The 23,153-nt window shown below is 49.0% G+C and carries 27 protein-coding genes; 23 read left to right on the top strand and 4 right to left on the bottom strand.

What is annotated here, in order from left to right; genetic code table 11:
- The first annotated feature begins 22 nt into the window (after nt 1-22).
- From K3T83_RS53525 to K3T83_RS53510, 4 genes are all read left to right on the top strand, one after another.
- Entirely contained in the window at nt 23-541 is a 519-nt protein-coding gene (locus tag K3T83_RS53525; RefSeq protein ID WP_220211325.1) for a hypothetical protein, read from the top strand.
- 147 nt (nt 542-688) lie between these two features.
- Nucleotides 689-1,387 (top strand): TRP family putative cation channel, encoded by a 699-nt coding sequence (locus K3T83_RS53520; protein ID WP_220211324.1) that lies wholly within the window; start codon nt 689-691, stop codon nt 1,385-1,387.
- A gap of 214 nt (nt 1,388-1,601) precedes the next feature.
- Nucleotides 1,602-2,111 carry a DUF4258 domain-containing protein gene (locus K3T83_RS53515; protein ID WP_220211323.1) on the top strand — a complete coding sequence of 170 codons (510 nt, stop codon included), beginning with the start codon at nt 1,602-1,604 and terminating at the stop codon, nt 2,109-2,111.
- Between the two features lie 16 nt (nt 2,112-2,127).
- Nucleotides 2,128-2,427 carry a hypothetical protein gene (locus tag K3T83_RS53510; protein ID WP_220211322.1) on the top strand — a complete coding sequence of 100 codons (300 nt, stop codon included), beginning with the start codon at nt 2,128-2,130 and terminating at the stop codon, nt 2,425-2,427.
- 182 nt (nt 2,428-2,609) lie between these two features.
- On the opposite strand, the gene K3T83_RS53505 is transcribed toward K3T83_RS53510, so the two are convergent.
- A complete protein-coding gene (locus tag K3T83_RS53505) occupies nt 2,610-3,728 on the bottom strand; it encodes a site-specific integrase (RefSeq protein ID WP_220211321.1) in 1,119 nt (372 codons plus the stop codon).
- Between the two features lie 545 nt (nt 3,729-4,273).
- Here K3T83_RS53505 and K3T83_RS53500 point away from each other — a divergent pair.
- The 11 genes from K3T83_RS53500 to K3T83_RS53450 all read left to right on the top strand — a co-directional run bounded on the left by K3T83_RS53500 (nt 4,274) and on the right by K3T83_RS53450 (nt 13,297).
- Nucleotides 4,274-5,454 (top strand): IS3 family transposase gene (locus tag K3T83_RS53500; RefSeq protein ID WP_220211320.1). Its coding sequence is split into 2 segments (ribosomal slippage): nt 4,274-4,543 and nt 4,546-5,454, totalling 1,179 coding nucleotides; the frame shifts between segments, so codons are not numbered across the junction.
- A gap of 124 nt (nt 5,455-5,578) precedes the next feature.
- Nucleotides 5,579-6,244, top strand: a complete 666-nt coding sequence (locus tag K3T83_RS53495) for a hypothetical protein (RefSeq protein ID WP_220211319.1) — start codon at nt 5,579-5,581, stop codon at nt 6,242-6,244.
- 188 nt (nt 6,245-6,432) lie between these two features.
- Nucleotides 6,433-7,104 (top strand): hypothetical protein, encoded by a 672-nt coding sequence (locus K3T83_RS53490; RefSeq protein WP_220211318.1) that lies wholly within the window; start codon nt 6,433-6,435, stop codon nt 7,102-7,104.
- A 356-nt stretch (nt 7,105-7,460) separates the two neighbouring features.
- Nucleotides 7,461-8,510, top strand: coding sequence for a HEAT repeat domain-containing protein (locus tag K3T83_RS53485; RefSeq protein WP_220211317.1), 1,050 nt, complete (start codon nt 7,461-7,463; stop codon nt 8,508-8,510).
- Between the two features lie 6 nt (nt 8,511-8,516).
- Nucleotides 8,517-8,783, top strand: coding sequence for a hypothetical protein (locus K3T83_RS53480; RefSeq protein WP_220211316.1), 267 nt, complete (start codon nt 8,517-8,519; stop codon nt 8,781-8,783).
- 190 nt (nt 8,784-8,973) lie between these two features.
- Nucleotides 8,974-9,651, top strand: coding sequence for a hypothetical protein (locus K3T83_RS53475; RefSeq protein ID WP_220211315.1), 678 nt, complete (start codon nt 8,974-8,976; stop codon nt 9,649-9,651).
- 187 nt (nt 9,652-9,838) lie between these two features.
- Nucleotides 9,839-10,642 carry a hypothetical protein gene (locus tag K3T83_RS53470; protein ID WP_220211314.1) on the top strand — a complete coding sequence of 268 codons (804 nt, stop codon included), beginning with the start codon at nt 9,839-9,841 and terminating at the stop codon, nt 10,640-10,642.
- 208 nt (nt 10,643-10,850) lie between these two features.
- A complete protein-coding gene (locus K3T83_RS53465; RefSeq protein WP_220211313.1) occupies nt 10,851-11,552 on the top strand; it encodes a hypothetical protein in 702 nt (233 codons plus the stop codon).
- A gap of 326 nt (nt 11,553-11,878) precedes the next feature.
- Entirely contained in the window at nt 11,879-12,385 is a 507-nt protein-coding gene (locus K3T83_RS53460; protein WP_220211312.1) for a hypothetical protein, read from the top strand.
- A 188-nt stretch (nt 12,386-12,573) separates the two neighbouring features.
- Nucleotides 12,574-12,951 (top strand): hypothetical protein, encoded by a 378-nt coding sequence (locus tag K3T83_RS53455; RefSeq protein ID WP_220211311.1) that lies wholly within the window; start codon nt 12,574-12,576, stop codon nt 12,949-12,951.
- Between the two features lies 1 nt (nt 12,952).
- A complete protein-coding gene (locus tag K3T83_RS53450) occupies nt 12,953-13,297 on the top strand; it encodes a hypothetical protein (protein ID WP_220211310.1) in 345 nt (114 codons plus the stop codon).
- A gap of 241 nt (nt 13,298-13,538) precedes the next feature.
- Here the strand turns inward: K3T83_RS53450 and K3T83_RS53445 are convergent, their stop codons facing one another.
- Complete coding sequence (locus tag K3T83_RS53445) at nt 13,539-13,790, bottom strand: hypothetical protein (protein ID WP_220211309.1); 252 nt, start codon at nt 13,788-13,790, stop codon at nt 13,539-13,541.
- Between the two features lie 357 nt (nt 13,791-14,147).
- Here K3T83_RS53445 and K3T83_RS53440 point away from each other — a divergent pair, with 357 nt between their 5' ends.
- The 3 genes from K3T83_RS53440 to K3T83_RS53430 all read left to right on the top strand — a co-directional run bounded on the left by K3T83_RS53440 (nt 14,148) and on the right by K3T83_RS53430 (nt 16,087).
- The gene (locus tag K3T83_RS53440) at nt 14,148-14,657 is read left to right on the top strand and encodes a hypothetical protein (protein WP_220211308.1); all 510 of its coding nucleotides are present in this window, start codon (nt 14,148-14,150) and stop codon (nt 14,655-14,657) included.
- Between the two features lie 61 nt (nt 14,658-14,718).
- A complete protein-coding gene (locus K3T83_RS53435; RefSeq protein WP_220211307.1) occupies nt 14,719-15,177 on the top strand; it encodes a hypothetical protein in 459 nt (152 codons plus the stop codon).
- Nucleotides 15,178-15,274: 97 nt separating this feature from the next.
- Entirely contained in the window at nt 15,275-16,087 is an 813-nt protein-coding gene (locus K3T83_RS53430; RefSeq protein ID WP_220211306.1) for a hypothetical protein, read from the top strand.
- A 284-nt stretch (nt 16,088-16,371) separates the two neighbouring features.
- On the opposite strand, the gene K3T83_RS53425 is transcribed toward K3T83_RS53430, so the two are convergent.
- On the bottom strand, nt 16,372-16,944 hold the full coding sequence (locus K3T83_RS53425; RefSeq protein WP_220211305.1) for a helix-turn-helix domain-containing protein: 573 nt from the start codon (nt 16,942-16,944) through the stop codon (nt 16,372-16,374).
- Nucleotides 16,945-17,114: 170 nt separating this feature from the next.
- Here K3T83_RS53425 and K3T83_RS53420 point away from each other — a divergent pair, with 170 nt between their 5' ends.
- Nucleotides 17,115-17,612, top strand: coding sequence for a hypothetical protein (locus K3T83_RS53420; protein WP_220211304.1), 498 nt, complete (start codon nt 17,115-17,117; stop codon nt 17,610-17,612).
- 105 nt (nt 17,613-17,717) lie between these two features.
- The gene (locus K3T83_RS53415) at nt 17,718-18,011 is read left to right on the top strand and encodes a hypothetical protein (RefSeq protein WP_220211303.1); all 294 of its coding nucleotides are present in this window, start codon (nt 17,718-17,720) and stop codon (nt 18,009-18,011) included.
- Nucleotides 18,012-18,316: 305 nt separating this feature from the next.
- Here the strand turns inward: K3T83_RS53415 and K3T83_RS53410 are convergent, their stop codons facing one another.
- The gene (locus K3T83_RS53410; protein ID WP_220211302.1) at nt 18,317-18,910 is read right to left on the bottom strand and encodes a hypothetical protein; all 594 of its coding nucleotides are present in this window, start codon (nt 18,908-18,910) and stop codon (nt 18,317-18,319) included.
- 469 nt (nt 18,911-19,379) lie between these two features.
- Here K3T83_RS53410 and K3T83_RS53405 point away from each other — a divergent pair, with 469 nt between their 5' ends.
- Genes K3T83_RS53405 through K3T83_RS53395 form a run of 3 tightly spaced genes read left to right on the top strand, consistent with a single transcriptional unit; the run spans nt 19,380 to nt 22,956 of the window.
- Nucleotides 19,380-20,270, top strand: coding sequence for an AAA family ATPase (locus K3T83_RS53405; RefSeq protein ID WP_220211301.1), 891 nt, complete (start codon nt 19,380-19,382; stop codon nt 20,268-20,270).
- Nucleotides 20,267-21,745 (top strand): hypothetical protein, encoded by a 1,479-nt coding sequence (locus K3T83_RS53400; protein WP_220211300.1) that lies wholly within the window; start codon nt 20,267-20,269, stop codon nt 21,743-21,745. Before K3T83_RS53405 ends, K3T83_RS53400 begins: the two co-directional genes overlap by 4 nt.
- Nucleotides 21,746-21,780: 35 nt before the next feature.
- Nucleotides 21,781-22,956: a hypothetical protein gene (locus K3T83_RS53395; protein WP_220211299.1), complete on the top strand. Its 1,176-nt coding sequence runs from the start codon at nt 21,781-21,783 to the stop codon at nt 22,954-22,956.
- The last annotated feature ends 197 nt before the right edge of the window (nt 22,957-23,153 follow it).

Genomic DNA, 23,153 nt, shown 5'->3' with positions numbered 1-23,153 from the left:
CCCAACCAGAATGGTGAGTAGTATGGTTAATGAAGAGCCAACAGATGTCATCATCTGGAATGTTCAATCAGATGCCAGCTTTGCATCTGAAATTATGAAGCACCTTGCAGGGATGCGCAGAACAGAGGGAATCAGCACAAAGAACTTCTTACTAGATATTGCCGCTGGTGCAAGTTCTGCACAGAGCATCGCGAGGTTGGCTCATGCCCGTGTACGCCTTATCCTAGTATCCTCAGACTTTGTCAATGCGTTGGTTGAAGACCAACTTACGATTGATGCCAGTGATGCTGTCATAGCGGCACGAGATGAGAGGCTGCAAAATCAGCTGCCCTATCGTATTATCCCCACCTTCGTTCGACCTGTGAGTACAGAGGTTTACGAGAAAGACCCTCTGCTCGGAAAAATTAAAGGTCTTCCTCGTAATGGGCGCCCAATACAGGCTTGGAGAAACCAGGATGCAGCCTGGGCTGAGATAGCAAGTGAGCTACGCCAAGTATTAATAGCTCTTGGCAGATTGAAGCCCTCTCAGAGGAGCTGGTGAACTGTGCTGAAAAACAATCTCTCCGCGTTGGCCTCTGGTCAAATCTGAAATGTCAAAGGTTAGTATGTCCCCATCCTCGTATTAATCCTCTCAGTTTTTCCGTGCCAGAAGCGCAAGTCTTGCTGTTTCCATAGAGAAAGGATTGTTATGAAAATAAACGCAGTAGAACATTTTGCAGATATTAGCGAGTTAGTATCTGCCTTCCAATATAGGCCGGTGGTGAATGTCATAGGAGGCGGATTGCCACCAGCGGTTAGTAATTATGCTGCACAACTCTGTGAACAAGCAGTGGTGCCTACGGCTACCGCATGTGGGGCATGTCTTGTTGATGGAGCGACGGACGATGGCATTATGCATGTGCTTGGATCGGCGGTTCATCAGGCAGGAAGCGTTGTGCCTCTGATTGGTGTGACCGTTGAGGCGAAAGCACTCTGGAACACAGTTGATGCGGATAGCAGCAAGAAGCGATATTCGTTAGAACCACATCACGACCAGGTTATTCTGACGCCTGGCACCTCCTTTGGAGGAGAGACGGCTTGGATGCAAGAAGTGATCCACGCCATCACTGGGCAAACTCATCGATCCGTTGCTGTGCTGTTCAGCGGCGGTGCAATTACCTGGAGAGAGGTATATGCTTCTCTTCAAAACAGGCGGCCTGTGCTGGTCTGCCAGGGAACAGGGCGTGCAGCTGATACCCTTGCCGCAGCACTGCAAGGCGGGACGATCGCAGAAGGGTGTGCCCCTGATTTTCTTGGAGATCTGTTGGCTGCAAAAGATCTCCTTAAAATCATACCCAATGTCGCTTCCTTACAGTTGGCGCTCAAGGATGCTCTTCTCTCTTCATAAAGTCCCCCTTGCCTCAAACACTGCCTATGCTACTCAAAACTGCTGCAACACTCCTCTATGAAAGGAATGATGTCGTCTGGATACAGGCTCGTCATGTATCCAATTCTTTTTGCCTTGTTTAAGAGAGAGTTTCGCAGCCTCTCTGAATGCCGTCGGCTAATGAAGCCGACGGCATTTTTTATCCCTCAACAACTCATATGGAAGGAGGCACCGTTTGAGCTCAAACGGTGCGATTGTTATGGAATACTGCCAAAACAAACGGAGATGCCGAAAGCTAGCGGAAGAAGAAGAAGAACGTCTAAAGGTTGCTCTTCATAAAGCAGAAAAAATGCAAGAAAAATTTCTGCTGTATTCAAAACATTCAATTTATGCATCTGCCCATGCTATTCATCGTATGCAGGAGCGTGCGATTCATCCAAGCGAGGTACATGGGGTTATCGAGTGTGGATTCCCTATCGACTTTGCATATATTCCCCACCCCTATTTTGTTGATAAAGGGTACATCTTTACATTTTGTGGTGAAGGGGATTATGGCCAATCGCTGCATGTGATTTGTAGTCTTCCTCCCTTATCGCCAGGATCACAGCGATGGATCTTGACAGTGCGAACCGTCTACGATCCATCGCTATATCCAGAAGAATGGAATGAAGACTTTACAAGACGAGTCTGTTTTTGTTATGCTCGTCCTGAGCAATATGATGAAACGAGTGACTATGAACTTTAAGAAGGAAGGCTTCCTGATGTTGTTTAGAAAAAAAGCACTCTTGCTGGCTCCTGGAACTCCGTGCCCATTTTGTAATCGTGGCGTATTGGAACTAGGGACGCAAGAGAAATCGTATGATGTTGCAGGTCATCACATCACACAGGTGCCCTATTTCCGGTGTGGTACGTGCAACTATGAAGGGCATGATCTTACTTTACTTGTAGAAATCCAAAAAAAGGTGCAGACCTGGCTGCAGGGATCAGCATCGTTGCCGTTGGAGATTCCATTTATCCACTTCGGGATTGCTGTCCCTCTACCTGAGCAGAAAGCAAGCTAATGCAGCTTGCTAGGGCATATGTTGCCCCTTCTCTCTATGTTTGAATGTGAGAAGTAGAATAGAGCGATTAAATGCTTAGAAGCTCATATATGAGATGCTTCAATGGCCTTCACTGCCCCGCTCCAATCCCTCTTGCTTGATGCGAATGAATAGTACACTTCATTCGCATCAAGTATTTCTCGTTATGATTTACCCAATACTGCATTCATCTGGGTCATCGCATCTCGTTGCATCGATGGTAAGACATGGCTATAAATGTCCATTGTGATCGAGATGGTCGTATGGCCCAGTAGTTCTTGCACCACTTTAGGATGCACGCCCAGGGCCAATAACATCGATGCCGTAGAGTGACGGAGATCGTGGAAGCGTATTGTTGGAAGCCCGGCCTGTTTGAGCAGCGCTTTGAACTGATCAATAACGAAGGTTGGTGATAATGGCTTCCCATCCTTTCGACAAAAAACCAGACCTTGCTCCTGCCAAGCACTTCCCACTACTTGCTTCCAGGTGTCTTGGTGAGAGCGAAGTTGCTGTAACGCTTCTTTGGCAACGGTAGTTAGTACAATGCTGCGCCGACTCTTTGCTGTCTTTGGTTCGGCTTCGCAGTATTGATTACCAGGTACACGCGAAAAAATGCGTCTAACCTGGAGCATGCCCGATGCCAGATCAAGATCGCTCCAGTGGAGGGCAAGAAGCTCACCCCGACGCATGCCACTGGTTATTGCGAGTAAAAAGAGCGGTTCGAGTGGATGCCCGTGCATAGCAGTGATAAACTGCTGAATTTGCTCAATCGTGAGCGGACGAATTTCGTGGCGTGCTCGCTTTGGTGGCGGAACGGTATCACAGACATTCGTGGACAACAGGTTCCAGCGAACAGCATCTTTCAGCGCGCGGTGAAGCACGGTATGCAGCAGATTGACCGTGCTAGGCGAGAGGCCCTCCTGGGTCTTCTGTGTATAGAGTGTGAGTAAATGTTGTGGTGTCAGTTGTTGTAACGAAAGTTGGCCCAGCACTGGAAGAAGATGCCGATTGACCAGTTGAGTATATCGCTCCAGCGTCCGTGCCCGCAGCATCGTCATCTGGCTTGCCAACCACTGTTGCAAGAAATGTTCAACGCGCATCTGGCCACCTGGCAGCACTTTTTTCTGTTGGTGATCAATGATGGCTACCTGGAGCTTTTGCTGGACCTCCCTACGAGACTTGCCATACCAAGTGTAGCGATGTCGCGCTACCATCAGGCTGGCCGTCCATCGTCCATCTTTGCGCTGATAGACTGTGCCTTCGCCGTGTCCTCGTCGTTTCATTGTAGTTTCCCTTTCCTGAGAATGCCAGGAGCGGTAGCGCAAGCAAAGAGACACAAGGAACCATTCTTTCCCATTGGCGAGAAAGGCGTATCCCATCGGTTGCCTAATCAAGGGGGAAAAGGCAACAAGTTATGGAGGGCATGAATATGCTATATAAGATCTATATATATGATGTGCTTGAATACATTTGTGCTGCCCCTTCTGCAGAGCGAGCATGCGAGATGACAAGTGATGTGACGAAGGAGGACTGGAATGAAATCCATGCAGTCAAACTACAACTTCCTCAAGGGGTGAGTCTTGAGACGTTGTATCCTCCAAACCGCTATCCATACTTGAACATGGATGGAACAATGTAGTACTGAATAGTCTCGGAAAGACCGTCAGACTCGATGATAGAAGGAAGACTGTAGTGGCCTCCCTCCATAAAGTAATGAGCTTTATGCTTCCCGGATTTGTCCCTCGCCACGGCTTTCCTGAATGGCTACTGGGCTTGACGGACTCTCGCGGAGTGGGTAAACTGAGAAGAGAGTATCCGATGGGAGGTTATGATGCCAAAGGATCAGCGAGTCTTCACGAAGGAATTCAAACTGGAAGCGGTTCAGCTCGCCCAAAAGAGCGGGAAACCACAAGCGCAAATTGCACGAGATCTTGGCATTGCCGATAGCACTTTGCATCATTGGTGCAAGGAGTTCTCCAAAGCCGGAGAACGCGCCTTTCCCGGCAGTGGAAATCCACCTGCATCCGAGGAAGAGATGCGCCGTTTACGCCGGGAAAATGAACTTTTACGTCAGGAGCGCGATGTCTTAAAAAAAGCCTTAGCCATCTTCTCGCGCAGCCAGCTCTAAGGTATCAGTTCATTGCAGAGCATGCCAGCCAGTACCCAGTGAGTACCATGTGTCGGGTGCTAGAAGTTAGCGTGAGCGGTTACTACAGCTGGCGAGGACGTGAGCCCAGTGCTCACGAGCAAGAAGATGGCGAATTGGCCAGAGAGATCTCTCGCCTCTTTCATGCCTTCCGAGGTGTGTATGGGAGTCCAAGGATTCATGCTGAACTGCGCAGTCGGGGTATTCGCTGTTCACGGGAACGTACGGCTCGCCTGATGCGTGAGATGGAGTTGTGTGCCAAAGCAAAACGGAACAAGCCTGTCGGTACACGACGACGAGTGGGCGTGACCCCAGCTCCCAACCTGCTGGGTCGCTCGTTCACCGCCCAGGCTCCCAACACGAAGTGGGTGAGTGATACCACCTTCGTCTGGACCAACGAAGGATGGCTGTATGTGGCGGTGATCCTGGATCTGTTTTCACGCTTGGTTGTGGGCTGGGCGATGGGCGAGCACAACGATGAGCAGTTAGTAAGCCTGGCGCTGGAGATGGCTTTGCTGCATCGCGATCCCCCTACCGAAATGCTTCTGCATTCTGATCAGGGCAGCCCTTACACGAGCCAGGGATATCAAAGCAAACTGGCTGAACGAGGCATTGTGGTCAGCATGAGCCGTGTCGGGGACTGCTACGACAATGCCGCTATGGAAAGCTTTTTCAGCACACTTAAAGGTGAGTGTGTGGATCGCACACGTTTCTCCACAAGGCTTGAGGCGAGGCAAACCATCTTTGAGTATCTCGAATGCTTTTACAACCGCGTTCGTCGTCATTCCACCCTCGCTTACATCAGTCCGGTGGAATTTGAACAACAAAATTGCTCTCTTCCCAGTTCATCCTCTCCGAAATAGTCCGCCAAGCCCATACTCCAAGCCCAGTAATGTTCGGTAGTACATCACAATGACGGTAAATGAAACAAAGACACCTGATGATTTTGCATCAGGTGTCTTTGTTTGTTCATAGGGAGAAGAAAAAATGGATAATGGTTGTTGTTCTCAGCAAGAGAAGAATCTACGGCAACAGCAAACTCAACTTCAAAAACGATTAGAACGGCTCAACCTTATAAATCCTTCCCTTGGTGATGCAGTGACAGTCGTTCGATTAGTCGCTACGCTTAAAAATATTGAACAATTGCTTGAGAATCCATCTGTCGTCGAAGTAGAACAGAAAGCCCCTTTAATACGTGCTCCGATTCCTCCCGAGGTGCAATTGCAAGCCCAGCATCAGGAAATTGTCTATAAAGTGGTCCGGCTTGCTGAGGGGAACAAGCTCGTTTCTATCAACGAATTGGAACAATGGGAGGTGGAATATATCCCCCATATTACCACAAAGCCTCCAGTTGCACAGTCGTTGTTTTTTGTCTACCTCGGCGAGGAAGCTGCGAAGCGCTATTATGCCTCCTGGGTTCGTGAGGGAGGGAAGCGTGTGATCACTACCTATCAACTATGGCGATGCTGCACGCCAAAAATTCAGCATATTCCCTATCGTCCCGACGAGATGGATGCCTACAAGTGGGCCACCTTCTGGGAAATCATCGCAAGAGAGGGGGCGCTCTATCCAACGGCGGTCTGGGATCTGTGCCCGGTTGCGGCGGATGTAGGGATTTGTGAAGACGTGACTCTCATCGAGCAAATAGCTTGATGGATTGGAGACAAAATCAATCGGCAGCGCATTGCGTGCGAACAAACGATCCTAAAGGAGGAGCCGTTCGTTTTTCGCTGTACTGCTGATGTTGTTGAAGCCGATTTTATCCCATAAGCGATACAGTGTTTTAGATGCATTTTTTGAAAAAAGCGATGTAGATGAAGAAATAGTAAGTAGGAGAAATTATGATGATTGATTGGCACCAGCAATTTGTCGTTTTGAAGAACGGCACAAAATTACTCACCACTGTTTATAACGTAGACAGCGACAGTATGTTGAGCTATCAAAAAGGCTTCATTCTCCAAGATAGTGTCCGCATCGCAGTCTCGCGCGAAGGGCAAGAAGGAAAGCTTCATATTTGGCAGGAGGACAATGGTGCTACGCAGCATGAACAAAATGCTTTGACCATGAGTGATCTTTTCTTGACCTCGACAAGCGCTTCAAGTGCCTGGCGTTACCGTGCCACTCTGCGAGGAACAGGTTTTGATGCCTATTCCCGCTATAGTGAAGAGGATGCGGTCAAAAATGTGTGTGAACGGATGATCCCAGCACTCGATGGCTCCTACGTTCCCCTTGTTCTGACTTTTCGTGGATGGATTGCTTTGGTATGGCGAGATCCGAATCACCAATGGGGTTTTACCTCTTTTGCGCTTGGCAGTGATGGAGTGCATTATTTGGAGGCAGACGTTTCGGGCTGTACCTCACGCACAGACGCTCTGCGTCAAGCCCGACTATCTCTGGCCCGGCAGACCTGGGATGGCGAAGAAGAGTCTTGCCCATTGCTGATTGAGCCAAAAGATCAGCAATGGTTTACCCAATGGGTGCGCGAGCGCAAACAAGAGCGAGAACAACGATAGCATTCTTTTGGATGGCTGGCCGAGATTGGCCCTTGCCACCAATTTATTGTCCTGCTATGCACTGCTAAACCGCCTTCAATGTTGCAGCATAATGGCAGTAAATTCGATTCCAGATATCTATGGAAGTTCCTCGACCGAAGGGGAGACATTCTGGAACGCAACGCCCTGCGATCCGCCCGTGCGCAATCTCCTTACCTATGTCGATACGGGGGATCAAAGGTGTCCTTTGCCTGGATGGGTGCCACGAACAACCTGGTTCTGGTTATAGCCTGCTAGGGCAAAGAAGAAGCATATACACATATCCGCAAAGTGTTTGACACTCTGCGGCAATTTTTCGTTTGGAAAGAAGTGAAAAGATGCGCTTACTCTATACCATCACGGCAGTAGACAATCCTCCCAGGCTGCTCACGCGTGTTTCTCTACGTAGTCACGAGATCTACTCGCCTCACGTTGAAGTGACCGACCCCGATGACGATGCACCTGACGCCGGGGAACGAGTAGATCTCGGAATAATCAGCTATCCCTGGTCAGAAGGAGGCTCTGTTCATCTTTTACCTCCCATTCTATTGATCGAAGCTTTCGACGATCAACAGACGGCGCGGCAGCGGTATGCCTTATACGGAGGCTACCGTTATATCGGACAGGTGATACTGCCAGACGGCAAACTGGGCGAGGCGGTTGAGATATGTCTGAGTCGCGAAGCGCTAGAGCAGTGGGAACTGCTGCTTCCCAGAAGCGAACAGCATCTTAGTGCGCAGAAGAGGCGTGAGATGGATCTCGCCGATCTCTTTCTGATCGAGGAGCCAGAGCCGTCGCGAGGATTAAACACACTAGCTCCAAAGGAGCGCGCGCTCATCAAGAAAGCGCGCGCTTCGCTTGAGCAAGGAGATGCTTCCACACGAACTGTAGCGCTTTCGCACCTTGCCCTGATAGATCCTTTGGCTCTTCCTCTTGCCAGCATCTTTCCTTGTCTGGGAGATACTTCCGACGAGGTTCGTCATCTCGCCGTCACGCTCCTTGGTACTGCCAGCAATCGATTGCCGATCAATGCTCTGGAGGCCATCCTTGACCATGCAGATTTACCCGTGCGCCTGGCAGCTATCACCCTGCTTGGAAAAGTAGGAGGAGATGCCGTTCTCCCTGCGTTACAAGGGGCTTGTTCCCGAAGACATCCCCTGGTTCGTATTGCCGGGCTAAGGGCTCTTATCGAAGCAAGTGAAACCATCGCTCCTGACTCGGTCTTTCGGCTGGACACTCTAACCTATCTTCGGAGCGCTCTGCACTCTGATGATGTGGAGGCCGTTCGTAGGGTTGCCGCCGAACTGATTGAGCAGATGGGAGGGATAGCAATCCTCGAAGCACGAATCGCCGAGCACGACAATCAGAAGAAACCAAGAAAGAAATAAAAGAACATGACAAAGAAGAAAAAAGTGTTAGAAACGTCGGAGCAACTGACTCTCCGTCTGTCGCAAGTATTTCCTTATACCTGGGAAGCGCTACAATTAACGCTTTTTCCAGATACTATCTGGGAAAAAGTAAACGCGACTGATTCTGATATTATTGGCCCTCACGTAGATGCATTGGAAGATGCTGCGAACGCTCTTTCCAAACAGCTTCGTATGAAGCCGAAACAAGCGGCTCTCATTATAATTGAGACATGCTTCCAACGCCTTGAGTGACGCTTCCTCTGGCCCCAATGCGTCCCCGCGTGAAGTGATCCTCTCCGTTATGGAGAGATTGTTGTAAAAAAGGAAAGAATGAATACATGAAGAATAAATTGGAGATAATATATCAAGGAATACTGCATGAAAAAAGAGAATTACTTGCTACAGCGCCTATCGTGTATTCATTGAAAGGAAATAGCATTCTATGTTTGATTCCCAAAAGATCGTGCGGCTTTTAAAATCTGCACGAAAGATCCCCGCTGAACAAGAAGCAAAACGCCAGCGTGCCTGGCAACAATTTGCGACCTACCTGCTGAGCGGGGTTGCAGATCAAAGTAAAACGTATCAGTATGCTCAAAGGTTGTTCATGTGGTTGTGTTATGAAGATACCTCCAACCCACTTTCCCAGGAGGTTGGCTCTCTTTTCATTTTCCTGCGTGAGCATACAGAGAGTGTTCATTTGCTCTATCACTACGGGTTTTGGGAAGGCATGGCTTACCAGAGGAGGACCAACCGCCTCGCCCTCTTTGTCCCTGCGCAACACGAAAAGTGGATGACGGCCCATATTGCACCTTGTTCTGCCATTGTTGGGAAAGCCGACGACGGTGAAGAAGAGGTGACTATCTATTATGAAGGCAATTTGCACGGGTACGCGGGCGTCGTGACCTATGCCGACCGTGCAAAAAAAGCTGCTGATCGCCTGCTAGCAGACTATCCAACCAGTGCCTTCGCTGCTGTTCCTCGCAGCGCGTTGCTTCAGGTAGGGTGGTTCGGCAAAACCGGGGTTACGCTTCTGGATGACGAACACGCAAAGGGCGCGCTGGCCTCCTGGCTCGAAGTGCAGGTGATTGATCCGCAAGAACTACGGTTCAGCAGCCAGTAGAGTTGTTCTGGCCTGATTCATTGGTTAAACATAAAATAAGAAGTAATTTCCCTATATAGGCAGTATATAATTGCAACTGAATGAAGGCCCCTGATGAAACTCTATTGGGTGCTCTTCATTTTTTTATGAAGTCAGGCCAGGATCACCCCAGCGATCCTGGCCTGACTTATGAAGGAGGGTTATTGACATGCCTACAATCGTTACTGTTACCAGCGTGTGGATCATCGTACCAGGAGAGCGTATTGCTGCATTGGCTCCTCTCCTCGTCGCGCGGTTTGAGCAGGACGAGACGTACTTGGCGCAGAAGGAGAAGTATCAAGGACTGCTGAGCACGTTGGCCCCTGATCAACTGCTCTTATGGCTCCTTGGGATGATGGGTTGGCGAGTGGGTGCCCTTCCGAACGGAGATATACGCCTCTTCGGGAGATATCACGACGATTTGCTCGATTTTGAGAATGATCCCTTCCTGGCATGTGCAGAACAGTTTGTCGAAGAAGGGAGTTATGTCGAAGGCTGGGCTTCTGGCAATCAAGCATGGCAACTCCTCTACACTGAAAAAGGCAGGGTAACACGCACTACAAATGGCATCTTTCCTCACTATCGACCGAAGCTTCCGAATGGCACAACGCCAGATATCGTAACTGAGCACGGTTTCTGGCGCTTGGTCGAGCAGGCTGCACTTTGGTATCTCCGCCTCTCAGAGGGCGAGCGAGTCGAGGCGCTCCAGGATTACGAGGACGATGAAGATCTTCAGCAACAGGTGTGTCATGCGATCAGTAATGCAATGATACCAGGCGAGTTTCAAGAGTATGTGGCACTTATGCAGGTAATTCCAGATATCTGGAATTTATCTTACCCCAACGAGATCCTGGAAGACGATGAGAGTCCGACCCCTCAACGCGTTTTCGATCTCACGTTGAAACGACTGGTCTATGAGCATCTAGAAGAGCGGTGGAAGTCGCTTGAGTTGGAAGCTCATTGTATGCGCTGATGATAATTGTATGGAAGAAGCTATAAACTCACTGATCGAGATTGTCCCTCGCCACCGATTTTCTGGCTGATCCGGAGCTGCTAAGTAGCCTCTAACATTGCAGCATTATGACAGTAAATTCGATTTTTTTAATCTGTTGTCACGGCTGGTTCTCCTGAGTACTTTGTTAGCTCAGGAGAACCAGCTTTTTATATAAGGAGTACCTCCTATGTCAGAAGATCAGGGCTGGTTTTATACGAACACCTTCGCCGTTACAAATAACGGAGCGTTTCGCTCCTTCTGTAAGAAGCACAAACTGCGAATATTCAGAGAGGGGAATTTGGTAGGTTGTTTCCATCCCTGGCTTGGGATACCTCAAATACGTGTTGACACCTCTGACGAACAGGTGTTTCTTCGCGAGCTTGGAAGATATCTTCAAGACGAGCATGTCGCTATTGCTGTCGATGTACGCGTGACAGAGCGGGAGCATTGCTCAACTTCCTGGCAAATAACCTACGCAATAAATAATAAAGGAGAGATCAAGTCTATCAACCCAGTAGAGATCTTTTCTGTAGCAAGAAGTCTGGGAACACAGATTGCTCCCCTCCAAGATATGGTGCCTCCCCAAGATGTCACAGGTATGCTGACAGAAAAATCCTCTGGAGCTGCTGATCTAGCGCGAATGCTGCAAAAAGCGGTGAATACTATCAGTTACATGTTGATGAATATTGCGGATGTGGATGATCATCGAAATCCCGAAAGTGGCATGATTTTTAGCGACGTGGTTCGCGGTGCGCTTTTTCTGGAAGAAACCATCAAGATAGGTTTCCTTCCTGACAATTATGCGAAAGATGGGGTTGCTGATCTGATTGAGGAAGTGAAAACGCAGGAAGCTCAACCAGAGGAGGAGCAAAGCAGCACAACGTTATGAGCATCTTCAGGTAAAAAGTGCTGAAAGAAGAGGTTGTTCCGTGTGCCGTTGTCCCCTCGGCTGACCGATCCTCTATCCGCTTGGTGAGCAAACAGAAGGCAGCACTGACAGCAATTATACTGCAAAAAGTGTCTTTCTCTGAAACGGGAGCGCCTCCACCATACCTGGTTCACTCTATCCAGGCTCGCCCATTTTCGTTGGCGTGAACCAGGCGTTTATGGTTCCATTCTCTCGCCTTCACCTCCATCAGAGTCAGAAGAACCACGCTACCAGCAACTTTTCCTTTTCTACCCATAGGAGATGCATCACTGAAAGGAGGAATATTCATGGAGCAACCTGTTGACACACAAGCCCTCTCTACTGACCAATTTTACTATGCGCTGGAGTTTAGTTCCATCCCAAAGATCTACACCCATGACCGAGTAAAAGCTTTCATCCTTCTTGCCAACGAATATGAAAAGCATCTGATGGGGATATATGATCATGGTAAACAACAGGCAATAGAGGATATAGAACGCTCGTATCCAACAGCTTTACGAGTCCTTGTAGGAAGGCTAGACGCAGAGATCATCAGGAGAAGAGAAGAACGTAAGGCGACTTGTACCCACGAGAATGGCATCCTCTCACTCTATGATAAGCACCAGACAGACTATACTCTGCAAGGAGGAAAACCAGTCGCAAACAATGAAGACCTTGAGCCGGATCTCCTCTATGAGGTAGATTTCTGTTGTTCTCAGTGCGATACCTGTATCAGTTATCCTGACTGGCGCAAGGCACCAGAGCCAATTCGTACCTATGCCTCGCGCTGTTTCCATATGGAAAGCGCTACCTAATTACATCTAGATTATATCTAGCACAAATTGGCTCCCCACCGGTCAGAAACTGCATCCTCCTACTTAAAGCGAAAACAGCATAGGGCTGTTTATGTACACCGGGAATTGCAGAAAAGCAGCTCACTACGCGAGCGATCTGGAGAGGCGAAGCCAAGATCTCCACCTGACAAAAGACAAGGATAAATAGCATGAATGACTTTGAACGGTCAGTAGGATATCGCTCAGTTTGGATGAATGATGAATGGCCTTCTAAAACAGAACTACAGCAACTTCCTTCCGAGAAACTTGCTCAACTTACCAGAGACTACTTTGACTATGAGCTTGCGGAAATCCTTCGTAGCACAGGTGAATGGCATTGGGAGCTTGATGAGGATCGCTTAGGAGATATTGCTTCAGAAGTCGCAGCTCGCTTGAGCGATAGCCAGGAAGGGTGGAATGACCTCTATACGCTACTTCGCACATACTATGAGGAGCAATACCGCACTCCGGGTAAGGAAGAGTTGCAAGCAGTATTGAATAGCAGGGCCAGGCACGAGATTCTGGTTTCAGAAATAGGGAGGGGGTAACATGGAACAAACCTTTGGCGAGCAACTGCTCGCCAAATACAACCGGGAGCAACGTGTTAATCAGCGTATGGCAATCATCGAGTGGCTTGCCATACGCTGGCAGAACTACCGCCTCCTTCAAGAAGCCGCACTCTGGAGTCTCCCAGATCAACTCATTCCTATTAATACTGACTTGGCGCAGCGCTACTACCTATCCGAGAAGGTGATCCTTGGATATTTGCAGGAAGCAGAGAAACTCGGATTGGTAAAAGTCTTTACTGACTCTGCCGGACAGTCTCATGCTTTCCAGATCACACATGATGAGCAGAGCCTTGCTGGAGAGCTGATCAAGGTATTGTTTCAATAACCAAAAAGGAAAGGCAGAATAGAAAGGAGCCTAACTCATGTTTTAGGAACTGGCCTATCTCTTCTTCCCTCCGCTCATCACCTGTGAGTTCTGCCATACCACACAGAATGGCATGTGCATCCGTCCAGCCTGTATTGATGCACGACTTGCACGAGAAGAATAGCGTAGAGCGAAGAAAACCACGAAAGAAAAAGAAAGGGTGCAATCGCGCCAGTTGGGGAGCTTTTTCTTATCACCGCGTCTACCCTGCCCACACCTGAAGGAGATCAATCAGGTGATCCGGTTGCGCCGGATTGCGTTGAGACCAGTACCGTCCATCTGTGAGTTGAATGCCGATATAGACTTCTCCGTCATGCAAACCCCTTGCCTCTCCATCTGAGAGGATTCCAACTATGCCTTTTTTCGTTTGGAAGGTTTGTTGAAGCTCTAAATCCTGGTTATTCAATACTCGACGAAAGAACTCTAAAAACTGTTGGTCCTGTTGATCTGTCATTACTCTACAACCTTTCAGAAAGTATCCCTCATATGGGAAGAGCATACCTCATGCATGCATATGGGTCAAGTACTGCAATATGAAATGCACGGGGTCCACCCAGTCTTACGTTGACCCCTCCGTTTTTATCAGAACCAGCGTTAGAGCAACCTGGCTACCAGTAACTCACCCTTGTCTCACTCACCCACAAAAGATGCGCCACTGAAAGGAGATCACCAGCATGATGCCAACCATCAAGATACGACTACGAGCATCCTCTTCTAAAGGTAATGCTCTCTGCTTGGACCAGATTACAGACGAGTTCATACATCAGTGATGTGTTTGATACAGATCAATGAAAGGAGGAGATATTTTCTTATGGATACTAGCGAGCAAAACAACAGAATTGAACACTTCTTTGATGATACCGTCATCGCTCTCCGTTTTCAGGGGCATCTCTACGGGGTTTTTCCCTCACACGCGAATTGTGTGCGTAAAGAATGGAATGGCAAAGGAATCTCTACCGTGTTCGCAAGTGACGAGGAGGCGCTTAATGTCTCTGTTCGCCACTGCCATGCTTGTCATCAGATGATCTTGAACGAAGATGAGTGCGGTGCTCTCGCGCAAGTGCACGCTGAATGGTCATTGCAAGTGGCTCCGGCATATGTCTTCCGATGGAGCAAGGAACGAAACCACTATGAGGCAGAGCTTGAGAGCAAACTCATCGTTGTCTCGTGGGCTCAAATGGCAAACACGGTCTATAAGTGCCTGTGTGCTGGTCTCAATGTGAAGATGGCCTTTGATGCCAGAGAATGGGAGCTGGGGCCTGGAGAAACCCTTCGTTTTATTGTGCTGAAAAAACGGAATGGTTCCACTCCTTCCCTGTAGCGAATCAGCTAGAAGTGTCTTCTGTAGAACTTTCATTTATGAGGAGGCCAAGAGGAGTTTTATGCAATCGCTCTTACAACGCTTGCGGGATGAGCTTGAACATGGTCCAAGAATTTCTCCTCACCTTCCGTGGGATCATTATGATTATCGGTTAATGGCGAGTGAGGCAAAAAATATTCTGAACACGAGCCTCAATGAGCGTGAGCAAAAAGAAGCGGCAACACTCTATGAGATAGCGACGCGACGATTGCACATGATGCTTCAAGCAGAACAAGACGTGGCAGCGTGTGATCCGGAGCAAAAAAGCCTGCTTGATCTTGCGTACCAATTTGGGAAAGAGCATGCAACCCTCATTGAGAACCCCAATGACAAGCGGTGGCATGCAGAGGCATATGCCTGGGCTATTATTCGCGCGATGAATGGGCGGTTTCCCAGCAAGATCAAGAAACCGTCGTATCCTGTATTCTGCCAGCACCTCGTCTCCTCCTATCAACGAGGGGTGGACGAGGCAGCTTGTTGAATACACACGATGGGAAGTACAGAGTGGCCCAGAAACATGAGCATGGACGAACAATGACACATGTCGAAAAGCCATCAGGAAAAAGGAACGCATTCAAATGACGGATTCGCGATACGCTTTTGTACGGCTGGAGCCGTATACCATCGAACCCTGCGGCAGTCTGAAAGAACAGGAGCAATGTGATCCGCTGCACCATTCGACGAGCATTGGCCTTCCGCGCAGGAAACATAGTTGCACTATGAGTGGGCGAGAGGAGTGTTGCCAGGTGTTGGAGATCGGGAGGCGGGTCGAAGGCGGGGGCCTCTTCGTGGTCGCAGCACATGTGACGAAGTCCGAGGCAGAGCGCATCAGGCAGGAGCGGCTGGCACTTGTCTGTCGCGAGGTGTGCGCGGGATGTAGGCAGGTGTTCGACCGGCGTCAAGTGCCAGAGGGACGCCCGATAGGATACTACGGGCAATATTGCAGTGAGCCTTGCCGCAACAGCAAAGAGCAGGAGATAAAGGACCTGGCCTTACAAAAGAGCGTCTCTGGTCAGGTCGTCCTGATCATTGATGCCGATGACCCCTACTGCTACGTGGCGACAAACAATGGCCCTCGTGATAAAGAGCACCAGCACTCCCACTACAGTTTCAAGATGCTGACCGAGACGCAGGAGTTTCCAGACTCGAAGCTTTCGCTGGACTATTGCTTTTTGGACCGCCCCATCGTCTCGCTATCGACCCAGCGCCTCTATCCTCTTGTGCGCTTCGCTCTGGTGCGTATCGATAGCTATGCCCGTTCAATGTGGGCTATCGTGGGGGCGACAATGGAGGAGGGGATCGCGACCAGCTTTGGGGTTGGTAGTGTCCCCATTATCATCGATCTGCGCACCACTCGTATGGATTCCCTGCCGGAGGAAAAGAGAGCTTGATGGGTTGACTGGAGTTTGAAGGAAATCTCGCTGGTCGTGTGGCTCAGTGTCCCTTCGCCACGGATTTTCTCAACGACTGCGAGAGGCTGGATCAGCCTTCTCGAAACAGTCATTGTACGACAAAATCACCAATTCCTTGAGTCATGGTTGTGTTTCACCAGTGAAGAGACAGGTCAGGTACAGAGCAACGGAGAGGTTCTATGAGGAGTGATTTAGGCGAGCATACGCATTCCTGATCTAGTAAAAGAGGCGTTGAGGGTAGCATTTTGCTTCCATCGGTTTAATTACGGTGAAGGTTGCCGCTCTGCTTCTGAGGGCCAGGAAAAACTGGGGTCATACTGATAGAGTTGAGCAACCCCGCCGATATACTGGCAAATTTGAGCGAGCGTGGAAGTTCGCACCGCCTTGCTACGGTAGGTCGCAAGATTAGCAAGGGTGGACCAGTGGAGACCTAGTTCGTCGGCAACTTGCTCACAATAGGAGGTTGCTGACAAACCGTTCCGGTGGTCAAGAAGAAGACAGCGGATGCCGCCGTAAGGATGGGGCAGTTTCGAGAGCATGGGGCGTTTCTGGTAGTGGATAGAAGGTTGGATTCCTTCTGGCACATACTCCAGCAGATCTGCTAATTCGAGTTGATCGAAAATTGCGCACAGCCGAGCGAGGAGATCAAAATCAAACGACCGGCTGCTATTGTTGCGCAAGCCATAAAGTGGACGTAGATCGTCCTCCTCCACGAGCCCAGCGAGTCTCGGAATGCTCAAGTCGTTTGCATCCAACAGCTCTTTCAAATGCGAGAAAATTCGTCCAGGCTTTTGAAGAGAGGCTGGTGAAGGCTGATGCCTATTGGAAGGTTGCATTAACGAATATCTCCTTCATATATGAGTAACCGGCTCATTATATAGTAGAAACATTGACAAACTTCATGATTATTTTGTATAATTTTAGCAAATAAATCATGATTTGTCGAGATCAGTGAAGGCTTAGAATCACATAGAGTGTTATTAGAAGAAACAAAGGGAAGGAAAATATGGCACATTTATATCAATTTCGGCCTGGAAGTCTTGTCTCAGTACATTCAAAGACAGGTGACTCAAAAGAACAGGTGAAACAGATAACCGAACAAGGTCATATTGAACTGGAAAATGGAGCGCATTTTCTTGCTAATGGGAGGGCTGTAGGTTCATCAAATTCAACTATTACACTGCTGGCCGACGAAAAATTTTCGCAAATCACCTTCGAATTTGGAACATCTAGGCAGGATCGACCTTGTATTGTGATGGTCATTGGAGATGTCAGGTATATTCTTTTGACCACAAAGATGGGTCCGATGGCTGATGGGATGATTAAGCAACTTGTAGAGGACTTTGAGACAGATGCTCTTCCAGGTGTACCATTAGATTGGAGGCGTTCCATTGCTAATCAAACACTTACGTTTGTAGTAAGAGAACGGAGCAGTACAGGAGTCTATGTTCATGAAAGTAAGTTCGACAAACTTGTAGATATGTTCGGAGAAAGCCAGCTATAAGTTTTTTTCCTTGAAAAGGAAGAAAACGAGAGAAATGCCATCTGTCCTGGATAAAAAGACATATCCAAAGGGTGCATGTCATCTCTAGAAGAAAGGAGCTGGAGGATGGGCCGATTAAACGAAATTATGCATGGTTTCTACGCAAACAACGAGGTTCCCTTGGTTGTGAAAGAGTGGCAAACGCAATTTGGGGAAATGGGTATTTACCATTATAAACACAAGGGGACGTTGATGTTGGGGGTTATTACTAATACTGGGAAATCGTACTATCATCAACTCGTTTCTGGCCTTGAAGAGGGAGGGAAATGGCACGATCTTACTGAACAGATTGTTGCAAAAAATGTACGAGATATAAGCGTCATCGCAGAGTTTGCAGGGGTACACGAGCACCACGAGTAAGTTGTTGGAATGCACATAATCCTCGTGTGCTTGGGATTAGATATGAGATCCAAGCCTATCTACTTTATCAGTAGATGGGCCTTTTTGCCTCCAGAATTCGCCCCTCGCCACAGTGCCTGCTGAGGGCGCTTCTGACTTGTGCTATACAGCAAAGATGACGGCATAAATCGTAGTTACTCGTGCGAGCGGATTTCCTCTAGAAGAGAAAAGCATAGCAGAGAGATCTTCCGTGTTTTAATCTTCACAAAATCGCATTCTTCCCTCAGTTCCATCTCAAAAACGCGGAAGGTCCAATATTCCTTTGGTTAAGCGTCAGTTCCGATCAATAACCAGAGAAAGAGTCCTTCCTCAGTGGCAATGGTAAAATTGCCAGATGCTGCATTCTCCTCCAGTTGTTCTTTCTCTTCTTTTTTGAAAGCCGCCTCAACACGCTCTACAAGAGAAGCGTTGAGGTCAAGATGCCTTTTGCGAATCTGCATACTTTGCTTGTTGCTTCCTTTGGCTGGTCTTCCCAGTGTCCGGCGCCTTTCCAGGACCTCTGGGAGTCGCTGAAGAAGAGAGGTAATGGTCTCACGAGTATCAGCTTGCCGGACCTGTGCAAGCACCTTTCCATAGGCAGCGGTCTCAAGAGAAATTCGTTCAAGTCCATAGATATGCAGCGATTTTAGCGCCGCAGCATAATGAGCGACGGCAGGTTCACGCTCCTGGAGAAAGGCAGAAAACAGCACGACATCTGTGGCAGCTTCCAAAATTTGGAGACGATCTTCTGGAGTGGGAAGGTGTTGTCTCAGAGTTGACCAAACCTGAGCAAACAGGTCGTTCAGCTCTTCATTGGATAGTGACGAAAGCTCAGGCCAACGAAGATTGGCTAAGAGCGCCAGCAAGGTATGTGAAAACATAACAGTCTCCTATAAGATTGAATAAAATTGCCTGATAAAAATAATTATATACGTACTTATTTAGATAGTCAAGAAATTCCGTCAAAGTATATTGACATTAGTAAATAAGTACGTATATAATTATTTGAAGAGAGGAGACGTGATGAACGTTAAGAATGTCTAGTGCGGCTAGCGCAGGGAGCCTATCTCTTGCTCTGTCCCCGTCAAGCAGACGGTTGGGGAGAGGTTCGGGATAGCGCTAGCCAGAAGCACACTGACCGTTCGTAGGAGCTTTGCTTCTGCGGATGGAGAAAATCCAGAGAATGCTCCTCTCTGGTCTTTGGGTGATGGACTTAGCTACGAAAGACGTGCCTGAAGACTGACACGCCAGATCTCGTTGCACAACGTGTGGGGCAAGGTCACCCATCCTGTCTGGAATGTATGGCGTTTCCATCGTGGTAGCAGGATGTTTTTTAGGAGTATCATCGTCATGAAGACAAATAATGATTACGCGATGTTCCGGCGAAAGTTGATTGCGGCTGGTTATGAGCCGCTTTCTCAAGAGCCATTCCTGCAAGGGTATTTGGCTCTCCAGGACCTCAAAGAAAATGCGTCCCAGGTCTCAACTCTCCTCTTTGATGGAGAACCTGGCGCAGGAAAAACTTACTTCGCCGAATGTGTGGCGAAGATGCTGGGAGCAAAGCTTTTGCGCTATCAGCTCACGCCTAATGCGGGTGCTGAGCAACTCCTGTATGATTTGCATTTCTTGCGAATCATACAGGGGATGGCAGGAGTGGATGTTCCAAAATCTCCCCAGGACTTATTTAGCTCTGGCATTCTTGTGCAGGCTTTTCAGGAGAGTCTGCATGGACCAACGCTCCTTCTTCTGGATGAGTTCGACAAAGCTCTTCCAGAAGTGGATTCATTCCTGCTTGGTTGCCTGCAGGATAAGGCAATCCATGATCCCCACATCGGATCGCAGCCGTGCGATCCGGCAAACTTACTGGTCATTATCACAAAAAACGACCAGCGTACACTGAGCAATGCGCTGATGCGACGAACACGTCGCGTCTATCTTGGCTTTCCGCATCCTGATCAGGAATGTGCATTACTGCTCAAGCACATTCCTACGTTCCCGCTCCAGGAAGCCAGGACGCTCATTTCCCTGGCAAATAAACTTCGAGCGCAAAAAGAGAAAGCGCTCAAGGTACCCAGCACTCCAGAACTTATTCGATGCGCTAATGACCTGTTAGTGGCTCCTGCCGAGGTAGCAGGTTCGGTTGTTGAGCAATGGCTCGTTGCCTTCCCACAGGACCGCTCTCTGCTCAAGCAATCTACGGCAGAGCTAGCTGGACTATTCAAATATGCGAGCGGGCGATGAGCAGGAAAAAGAAGCAGCCACAGACAGAAACTAGCGGGTCCTCTTCTTATCCCAGTTCTCCCCACGAACTAATAATCGCCGTGCAAGTGGGGTGGCCGAGCGAATGGCGGTGTATTGCTGTACAGGAGGATTTGGCCGCCCTTTGGCAGGCTCCGACCTTCCAGGAGGCACAAAATAGTTTGCTGACATGGCCTCCCGTACGGCAAAAAACTTGCCTCTATCCTGGTGACAATTGGCGGTCCTGCCGCTACCTCAAAGATCTCGTGGAGGAAGAAGTCACTCAGGATGATCTGTTACGCCAGGGGCAGCGATGGGCCACCAGATGGGCGCACCTCCGAAATGCCTTCTCTGAGGAAAATTTTGCTTCGGAGTGGCATGCCGAGGAAGTTGTTGAAGCGTCTCTCTCTATCGACGAGACCGTTCATGGTGGGGAGGAAGCCGCTGCCGATATCGAGGGAAGCCCCTCAGTTGCTCAAAATGGAGAGCAGCAGCGGCAGCAGCAGAGTGGACAGAATGGTGGAGAGGAGCAAAGTGATCAAGTAGGAAACGAGGGTGCCAATGAGATGAAACAACAAAGAGGGCAAGGTAGTGTGGAAAGCGGTGGAGAAGAGGAACATGGTCGAGTGGGAAATGAGGGTGCCAATGGGATGAAACAACAAAGAGGGCAAGGTAGTGTGGAAAGCAGTAGAGAGGAGAGAGGGGAGCCTCAAGGGAAGGTAGGAACTAGTGGGCAGAATGGAGAGGGTGTTTCTTTTGCAGGTGATGGCATGTCCGATCCCATCGAGTTGGAGAAAGTACGAGGCGAGTCCACTATGTTTCTGGCGATACGCCAGGTACTGTATCAACTCGCTGACCATCCTGACCGATGGCGACGACAAAACGGTCAGCGGCATTGGGATCAACGGAGGATCGTAAAGTCCCGCTTTGCGCCTCACACGCTTCTAAGGGCAAAATACACCTATCCGTGCTCTCATGACAACATTTTCCTTATCGTGGATGATAGTGGAAGTGCTTCAGTGAGAGCGGGGTTGGCTGATCAGATGAAATCGCTGATTGCTGGTGCCTTGGGCGTCGTGAGAGTCTTTGCCGGGAGTGAGGCTCATCCCGACAAAGAATACACTATTGAGCGCAAGCCATCAAAGTTTTGTGAGGATTTACCCTGGAAGGAAGCATGGACGCAGCCCTATGTCCATGACTTTACCAGCTCTGTCAAGGGGTTTCTTGCGTATGCAAAGCCCGCTCCAGGAGCGAGACTCATCTTTTGGGGCGATGCAATGGATATGCATTTACGCGATCCAGAGCGGTTGTGCATCCTCCTCAAAAGATACCGTCCTCTCTGGCTATTAAGCCATGATGGGCGGAGTTCCTATTCAGGGTATGAGGCTCCTCGTGTCATGGCAGCTGGAATACCTATTGAAAAAAACATTGCTAGTGGAGATGCGCTCCTACAAGCATTAAGACATGTTCAACGATAATCTGTCAGAAGAAAAGTGAAAGAAAGGTGAAAAATATGAAACTGGTAAACGCCCGAACTGGTAAATTACAAGTGATCCCCTTTGCTCTTGGGAAGAAAGGGAGGGCGCGAACACTTGTCCCTGTAGATGTGGACAAGCGGAATCCACCTGCTGGTCCCGATAGCATCGGATATGCTGTTGTGCCAGGTGGGGGCGTTCTCCTGACCCAGCTAAAACCTGAGCAGGGAGGAATCCTTGTACACATCAACACTGAAGGAACCTATACCCGTGGAACCAGCGGGTATACCAAACTAAAAGGGGGAAAAGCCACGAAGATCGCCGAAGGCTCCTATGCCTATGGTGATGCTGGTGGTCTTGGTGGCGGCAGCGACGAGCTGTGGCATGTGGAGAGTCTCACGGCCCTGTGGGTGGTGTATCTCTCAGGAGGTTCATACAAGGGATATGGCCTTCATTATTGCGTCCTCACAAGATCTGGTACGACCCACCTGTTGAAGCGTGATGAACTTTGTCAACTTATTGCAACTGACGAGAAGCCAGATATTGTAGAGGTTGTATATCAATACAAAGAGGTCCTTCACCAGGATATCCAGAATGCGTTTCAAGTTGCTGAGCGGCTAGAAGACTTCTCTGCCTCAGAAAAACGAGTTCAACATTTCTTTACGGGGGATCTCGCCTTCTCTCTTGAGGAGACATTTCAGATTGCTGTTCCAGAGGCTCTGAAACCGTTGCAATGCGGAGTCTCAGGTATTGAAGCCGGGACGTTGATGCCCGGCGAGAAAGCGTTGTTCCTCCTGCATGCTGGCCCAGGTGGCGGGAGGCGCTATTCGTGGAAAATCGAGGAACCACGAGGGTTGCAGATTTTGAAAGAAGTTGATGGTTGGAAAGGTACTAGCAGTGATATCCTGGCCCTCGTTGAGCAACCAGACTGGTATTATGCCTGGTCGGAATATAAAGACCGGGAGCTCTATGCCTACTGCTTCGTGAATGCTAATGGCATTTATAAATATGGAATTACTGGGGAGTGCTGGAATAGTTACTCTTGGGAAGGTAGAGAATATACAGCCCCCTCTTGGGAAGAGGTTGCTGCAGTATTCGGACTCCAATCAGTCGTTGACGAGAAAGAGCAGATGAGCGAAACCAATACTGCCCAGGAAGAGGAAGTGTCACTAGAAACATTGCAGTCGCGGATCAATAGCAGGCGATTGCAATAGTTGATGATGAGAAGCGTGCTTTGCTGGAAATCATCTCTCCCGATGAGGAGAAATCATCACTCGTCATGACGAGTTTTTACGCTCTCCGTCTTATACTTTGGCTTGATGAATGGATTGGCCACCGTTCAGGGGAGTTGAAAGACAGCTCGGCGCGCGGGGCGGTGTCTTTTTTACAAGATGAAAGGCACAACCAAGAT

The organism is Reticulibacter mediterranei (assembly GCF_016587455.1).
The sequence above is the reverse complement of the archived record's forward strand: the minus strand, read 5'-3'. Positions and strand labels throughout refer to the sequence as shown.

Excerpts from the sequence above, each read along its gene's own strand:
- K3T83_RS53420 (WP_220211304.1), top strand. The coding sequence starts at position 17,115 with ATGGCACATTTATATCAATTTCGGCCTGGAAGTCTTGTCTCAGTACAT.
- K3T83_RS53405 (WP_220211301.1), top strand. The coding sequence starts at position 19,380 with ATGAAGACAAATAATGATTACGCGATGTTCCGGCGAAAGTTGATTGCG.
- K3T83_RS53525 (WP_220211325.1), top strand. The coding sequence starts at position 23 with ATGGTTAATGAAGAGCCAACAGATGTCATCATCTGGAATGTTCAATCA.
- K3T83_RS53480 (WP_220211316.1), top strand. The coding sequence starts at position 8,517 with ATGACAAAGAAGAAAAAAGTGTTAGAAACGTCGGAGCAACTGACTCTC.
- K3T83_RS53440 (WP_220211308.1), top strand. The coding sequence starts at position 14,148 with ATGGATACTAGCGAGCAAAACAACAGAATTGAACACTTCTTTGATGAT.
- K3T83_RS53485 (WP_220211317.1), top strand. The coding sequence starts at position 7,461 with ATGCGCTTACTCTATACCATCACGGCAGTAGACAATCCTCCCAGGCTG.
- K3T83_RS53415 (WP_220211303.1), top strand. The coding sequence starts at position 17,718 with ATGGGCCGATTAAACGAAATTATGCATGGTTTCTACGCAAACAACGAG.
- K3T83_RS53410 (WP_220211302.1), bottom strand. The coding sequence starts at position 18,910 with ATGTTTTCACATACCTTGCTGGCGCTCTTAGCCAATCTTCGTTGGCCT.
- K3T83_RS53470 (WP_220211314.1), top strand. The coding sequence starts at position 9,839 with ATGCCTACAATCGTTACTGTTACCAGCGTGTGGATCATCGTACCAGGA.
- K3T83_RS53505 (WP_220211321.1), bottom strand. The coding sequence starts at position 3,728 with ATGAAACGACGAGGACACGGCGAAGGCACAGTCTATCAGCGCAAAGAT.
- K3T83_RS53510 (WP_220211322.1), top strand. The coding sequence starts at position 2,128 with ATGTTGTTTAGAAAAAAAGCACTCTTGCTGGCTCCTGGAACTCCGTGC.
- K3T83_RS53450 (WP_220211310.1), top strand. The coding sequence starts at position 12,953 with ATGGAACAAACCTTTGGCGAGCAACTGCTCGCCAAATACAACCGGGAG.
- K3T83_RS53460 (WP_220211312.1), top strand. The coding sequence starts at position 11,879 with ATGGAGCAACCTGTTGACACACAAGCCCTCTCTACTGACCAATTTTAC.
- K3T83_RS53455 (WP_220211311.1), top strand. The coding sequence starts at position 12,574 with ATGAATGACTTTGAACGGTCAGTAGGATATCGCTCAGTTTGGATGAAT.
- K3T83_RS53445 (WP_220211309.1), bottom strand. The coding sequence starts at position 13,790 with ATGACAGATCAACAGGACCAACAGTTTTTAGAGTTCTTTCGTCGAGTA.
- K3T83_RS53475 (WP_220211315.1), top strand. The coding sequence starts at position 8,974 with ATGTTTGATTCCCAAAAGATCGTGCGGCTTTTAAAATCTGCACGAAAG.
- K3T83_RS53520 (WP_220211324.1), top strand. The coding sequence starts at position 689 with ATGAAAATAAACGCAGTAGAACATTTTGCAGATATTAGCGAGTTAGTA.
- K3T83_RS53465 (WP_220211313.1), top strand. The coding sequence starts at position 10,851 with ATGTCAGAAGATCAGGGCTGGTTTTATACGAACACCTTCGCCGTTACA.
- K3T83_RS53425 (WP_220211305.1), bottom strand. The coding sequence starts at position 16,944 with ATGCAACCTTCCAATAGGCATCAGCCTTCACCAGCCTCTCTTCAAAAG.
- K3T83_RS53495 (WP_220211319.1), top strand. The coding sequence starts at position 5,579 with ATGGATAATGGTTGTTGTTCTCAGCAAGAGAAGAATCTACGGCAACAG.
- K3T83_RS53430 (WP_220211306.1), top strand. The coding sequence starts at position 15,275 with ATGACGGATTCGCGATACGCTTTTGTACGGCTGGAGCCGTATACCATC.
- K3T83_RS53490 (WP_220211318.1), top strand. The coding sequence starts at position 6,433 with ATGATGATTGATTGGCACCAGCAATTTGTCGTTTTGAAGAACGGCACA.
- K3T83_RS53395 (WP_220211299.1), top strand. The coding sequence starts at position 21,781 with ATGAAACTGGTAAACGCCCGAACTGGTAAATTACAAGTGATCCCCTTT.
- K3T83_RS53435 (WP_220211307.1), top strand. The coding sequence starts at position 14,719 with ATGCAATCGCTCTTACAACGCTTGCGGGATGAGCTTGAACATGGTCCA.
- K3T83_RS53400 (WP_220211300.1), top strand. The coding sequence starts at position 20,267 with ATGAGCAGGAAAAAGAAGCAGCCACAGACAGAAACTAGCGGGTCCTCT.